We start from the raw sequence: 5105 nt of genomic DNA on the forward strand, positions 1-5105 counted from the left end.
CACATACCCTTTTACATCTGCAATTTCCGAGTAAGTTAGAAGCTCTATATTTTTGTGCCTTCCAACTTCTGCCATTTTTGGAGTTAGAATACAAGAAGAGCAGTCTAAGGTAGGGAAAGTTTTATCCAGCTGTGCCATTCTGCCGCCAATACTCGGCTCTTTCTCTACCAAATAAACTTTAAAACCAGCATTCGCTATTTCTAAAGAAGTTTGCATACCTGCAATACCGCCGCCAATTACTAGCGCTGTTTGCGTTACATTCACTTCTTGCTCTTTTAAAGGCTCTGTCAGTGCAGCCCGCTTTACAGTGCCTGCTATAAGCGCCGTTGCCTTCTCAGTTGCATTAACTATGTCTTCATGCACCCAAGAACACTGCTCGCGAATATTAACCATTTCAAAACAGTACGGATTAAGACCTGCTTCTTTACATACCTCTCTGAAAGTAGGCTCGTGCATAGTCGGAGAGCATGACGCTACTATTACTCTATCCAAACCTAATTCGCTAATGTCTTTTTTTATTAGTGCCTGGCCTGGCTCTGAACACATGTATTTGTAATATCTGGCGGTTACTACCAGGGGTAAAGTTTTAGCGTATTCTATGACTTTTTCTACATTAACTGTAGAGGCAATATTCACACCGCATTCGCAAACGTAAACTCCTATTTTCATGTGGCAATCGTCCTTTTCCGTTATTTCTTCACCTTACCTAACGGTAGAACCTCGCGCCCATAACAGCGTTCTAATAAAACAGCTGCTGAACAATACCAAGCACAGAGCGCGCAGAAGATTCCTTCATAGCCAGCGATAATTTTTACAGATTGATTGAATTCACCAACCACCAATAAGAAGAATAGTATAGTTAATGTTATAAAAATCATGGCTATGCCCTTGGATAATCTAAGTGTTCCTATAATTCCCATGGTCAATGCAAAGCCGCCGAGTCCGAGCGCTACTGGCTTTGCTAATTCTTTTTCAGTCAATTTTTCTCTCACCTCTTTATCTTGCTCGCCCCAGCTCTTCTACAGCCTCGGGATTAGCAAGTGTAGAAATATCGCCAAGAGGATTACCTATCACCTTATCTCTAATTACACGCCTCATTATCTTGCCACTCCTTGTTTTAGGCACGTCATTAACAAACCACACTTCATCAGGTCTCGCTATTTTACCTAATTCTTTCACTACATGGTCTCTAAGCTCGTCTCTCAGTAAGTCATTTGGCTCTACGCCCTTTTTCAAAACTACAAATGCAACTATACTCTCGCCTTTTAGTTCATGCGGCTTGCCTATAACTGCTGCTTCAGATACTTTCTCATGACTTACTAAAGCGGATTCTATCTCAGATTGACCTATTCTATGGCCTGCAACTTTAAGTACGTCGTCACCTCTGCCAGGTATCCAGAAATAGCCATCTGCATCTATTCTTGCAATATCACCTGTTAAGTAGCCATCCTGATATTTGCTCCAATATATCTCTTTATATCTTTCAGGGTCTTTATAAAGTCCTCTAAACATTGCAGGCCAAGGCGATAGTAGCACTAAATTGCCGCCTGCACCCCTTACGGTTTTGCCTTCCTCATCACGTACATCTGCAGTGATTCCGGGTAATGGCTTAGTAGCATAGCCTGGTCTGAGCGGCGTAATAGGTAATGGAGAAACGCAGAAAGAACCTGTTTCTGTCTGCCACCAGGTATCCATAATAGGACATTTCTCTTTACCAATATTCTTATAATACCACATCCAAGCTTCTGGATTAATAGGCTCGCCAACAGTGCCCAGAAGCCTTAAAGAACCCAAGTCGTGCTTCTTTACCCAACCTTCGCCATAGCGCATAAAAAGTCTTATACTCGTGGGCGAAGTGTAAAAAACAGTTACTCTATATCTTTCTATGATAGCCCACCATCTATCAGGACCAGGATAGTCAGGAGCGCCTTCGTATATTACGGAAGTAGCTCCTAGAATCAAAGGCGCGTATACAATATAAGAATGACCTGTTACCCAGCCTATATCTGCAGCACACCACCATATATCGTCATCTTTCAAGTCAAAGACCCATTTGAGTGTTAGAGCTGTACCTACTGCATAGCCGCCGTGTGCGTGAATAACTCCTTTAGGCCTGCCTGTGGTGCCTGAGGTGTAAAGAATATATAAAGTATCGTTCGCATCTAAAATCTCAGTATCGCAGGTTATTTTTTCCCTCCCTGTAATTTCATGCCACCAATGATCGCGCTTTTCGTTCCAAGGTATCAATTCGCTGCCAGCGGCCACACGTTTGTATACAATCACATTCTCTATCGTAGGAGCCTCTCTTAATGCATCGTCAGCCATGCTTTTCAGAGGAATTATTTTGCCGCGCCTATAGAACCCGTCGCATGTAATCAGCACTTTTGCCTCCGCATCGTTTATTCTCTCCCTCAGCGCGATTGCGCTAAACCCTGAAAATACAACTGTATGGACGGCACCTATTTTAGCGCATGCAAGCATCGCTATTGGCAACTCCGGTATCATAGGTAAGTAGATAGCAACGCGGTCGCCTCTTTTCACGCCTAATGATTTCAAGGTATTAGCAAGTTTGTTCACTTCAATATAAAGTTCGTTGTAAGTTAGTTTTCTCGTATCGCCCGGCTCGCCTTCGTAAATATACGCAAGTTTGTTTTTGCGCCAGCCTTTTACATGCCTATCTAGTGCATCCAGAACAATATTATATTTAGCGCCTACAAACCATTTCACCCAAGGCCTCTGCCATTCTAAGACTTTCTTGTAGGGTGCAGCCCACGTAACTACTTCTTTAGAAACTTCACCCCAGAACCATTCTAAATCTTTAGCTTTTTCTAAAAGCTCTTCGTAACTTTTTATGTTATGTCGCTCCATCCATTTTTTTACATTGCTCTGCTCTACTAACTCCTTAGGAGGAGGAAAAACTCTTTTCTCCAGCAATAACGCCTCTATGTCTTTTTTTAATTTTTCTGCAACCATCTTACTCACTCCTTTTTCAATTCTCTTTTTCTTTGAGTTGTCCGTCTACAGTTAACACAAATTTCAAGAATATTATTGTGAGCATGTGAGCAGGAAGCTTATGTTTGATATAATCTAATTGTAATTCCGGTGCGAAGCGGCGCCCACAAAGTTTACATTTTTTCATTTCACATCCCTCTCTTGTTCCTCAATACTAACAATCTCATCATCAGAATAACCCAAATTTTTCATATACCGATGATAATCAATACCCACCTTGGCAAGTAGCTCTCTGTCGCATGGATGTTTCATATCTATAAGTTCAACTGCAAAATCAGCAATTTTTACAATTTGTGGAACCGAAAATCTGCCCGTTAATACTAGTTCAGTACTCTCCCTGCTATTGATAAGTTTTAGAATTTCTTCTAGAGCAATGAGTTTAAAATCTATAGCAGTAGTTATTTCGTCAAGAATAACCACATCGTATTTTCCACTGGAAATTGTCTCTTTAGCATGCTCTAAGCCCTGTCTTGCTAACTTAAAATCTATTTCTTGAAGAGTTTCCTTACCTCTAAAATTCTCTCTACCGAATCGCGCAATTTCAAAGTTAGGTATGTTTATTACAGCATTCAACTCGCTGTAAATATTGCCATCTACAAATCTAATCATATAGACTTTCAATCCGCTACCTGCGCATCTTAGCCCATGACCGATAGCTACTAACGTTCTGCCGTAACCTTTACCGCTATAAACATACACATATCCTTGCATCGTATTCATCTCGGCATTTCTTCTTTCAGATGATCTGCACCTCATATATCACACTCTACACTTACCCTACAGGTATGCCATTCACTAGGAGTATTGTTACAAGCAGACTTAGCACGGCGTAAGTTTCTACAATAACTGCAAATATCATTGCCTTACCCAGTTCTTCAGGTCTTTTAGCTATAAGTGCTACACCGTTAGTCGCCACCTTACCTTGCCATACAGCAGAAATCGGGTTTCCTATCATCATCGGTATACAAGCGCCTAAAAGCGCAAACCCTTGATGTAACGTCAGTTCTATAGGCGTGGCCAGCAATCCTACTTTCATCATTACCCAGAACATTGCAAGGAATCCATAGATACCCTGCGTGCCAGGTAGTACCTGCAGAATTAGCAATGCACCGAATTTTTCAGGATCTTCAGAAGTAACGCCAGTGCATGCTTGCCCTACAAGTCCGCAACCTATCGCGGATGCGGCTCCACTCAGAGTAGCTCCTAATGCAGCACCAATTATTGCTATTGCTAATCCAATTATTTCCATTTTTTACCTCACCTTAGACCGGTATTCCTTTAAGGAGTAATATTGTAGCGAGCAAACTTAACACAGGATAGATTTCTACAATCAGTGGGAATATTATGATTTTACCAGATTTTTCAGGTCTCTTTACGAGAAACTCGCCACACGGAGCAACAAGTTTGCCCTGCCAAATTGAAGAGGGAACGTTGCATATCATTATGGGCAGACAGGCAAAGAGTATTGCCAAGCCAGCTGTTGGGCTCACATCCTTAAGGGTAGTAGGTAGCCCTACTTTGAACATTATCAATAACATTGCTAAAAATCCATAGATACTCTGTGTGCAGGGTAGAAGTTGTAAAATCAGTACTTTACCAAATTTTTTCTGCCTTTCGCTTCCAGCCACTGCTCTTTCATATGCTTGCCTTGCCATCCCCATACCTACAAATGATCCGAGAGCGCTTAATGTAACTGACAAAACTGCAACGAACATTGCTATAACTATACCTTCATATGCCATTATTCTCTCCCCTTTACCACTTTATCAATTTGTTCTTGAGCAAATTTTACACCAATACTTCGTGGCGGAATTTTTTTCTCTAAAAACTCCTTAATGATAAATTTGGTTTTTTCAGCGATTTTTGATTCTATAACTGAGAATGCTATACCGGGGCTCCAGGCTAATTTGCTTATATTTACGCCCACTCCTATACCAGAGCATAGATTTTCCAGCAGATTCAAACTCAGCTCGTTATTTAGCAATTCTAACATAAAAACGGTTATTGATTTAGCTATTCTAATATTTTTTCATATAAACAGTACTTCCGAAGGTTTACTAAAATATTGTTTCTTTTACCGTTCAGTAATTAGA

The 5105-nt window shown here is 40.9% G+C and carries 7 protein-coding genes; all 7 read right to left on the minus strand.

All coding sequences use genetic code 11. From position 1 onward, the window contains the following. Positions 1–669, minus strand: a 669-nt coding sequence (locus tag QMD21_02665) for an FAD-dependent oxidoreductase (protein ID MDI6855670.1), incomplete at its 3' end; no start/stop codon positions are given. A 20-nt stretch (positions 670–689) separates the two neighbouring features. Next, a complete protein-coding gene (locus QMD21_02670; GenBank protein ID MDI6855671.1) occupies positions 690–992 on the minus strand; it encodes an acetate uptake transporter in 303 nt (100 codons plus the stop codon). A gap of 4 nt (positions 993–996) precedes the next feature. Then, positions 997–2973 carry an acetate--CoA ligase gene (acs, locus tag QMD21_02675; GenBank protein MDI6855672.1) on the minus strand — a complete coding sequence of 659 codons (1977 nt, stop codon included), beginning with the start codon at positions 2971–2973 and terminating at the stop codon, positions 997–999. A gap of 162 nt (positions 2974–3135) precedes the next feature. Continuing rightward, positions 3136–3768, minus strand: coding sequence for a cob(I)yrinic acid a,c-diamide adenosyltransferase (locus QMD21_02680; protein MDI6855673.1), 633 nt, complete (start codon positions 3766–3768; stop codon positions 3136–3138). Between the two features lie 16 nt (positions 3769–3784). Further along, positions 3785–4261, minus strand: a complete 477-nt coding sequence (locus tag QMD21_02685; protein ID MDI6855674.1) for a V-type ATP synthase subunit K — start codon at positions 4259–4261, stop codon at positions 3785–3787. A gap of 13 nt (positions 4262–4274) precedes the next feature. Beyond that, positions 4275–4754, minus strand: coding sequence for a permease (locus tag QMD21_02690; GenBank protein ID MDI6855675.1), 480 nt, complete (start codon positions 4752–4754; stop codon positions 4275–4277). Further along, the gene (locus tag QMD21_02695) at positions 4754–5005 is read right to left on the minus strand and encodes a hypothetical protein (GenBank protein MDI6855676.1); all 252 of its coding nucleotides are present in this window, start codon (positions 5003–5005) and stop codon (positions 4754–4756) included. Before QMD21_02695 ends, QMD21_02690 begins: the two co-directional genes overlap by 1 nt. Between the last annotated feature and the right edge of the window lie 100 nt (positions 5006–5105).

It is taken from the genome of Candidatus Thermoplasmatota archaeon, from assembly GCA_030018475.1.
Taxonomy (GTDB): domain Archaea; phylum Thermoplasmatota; class JASEFT01; order JASEFT01; family JASEFT01; genus JASEFT01.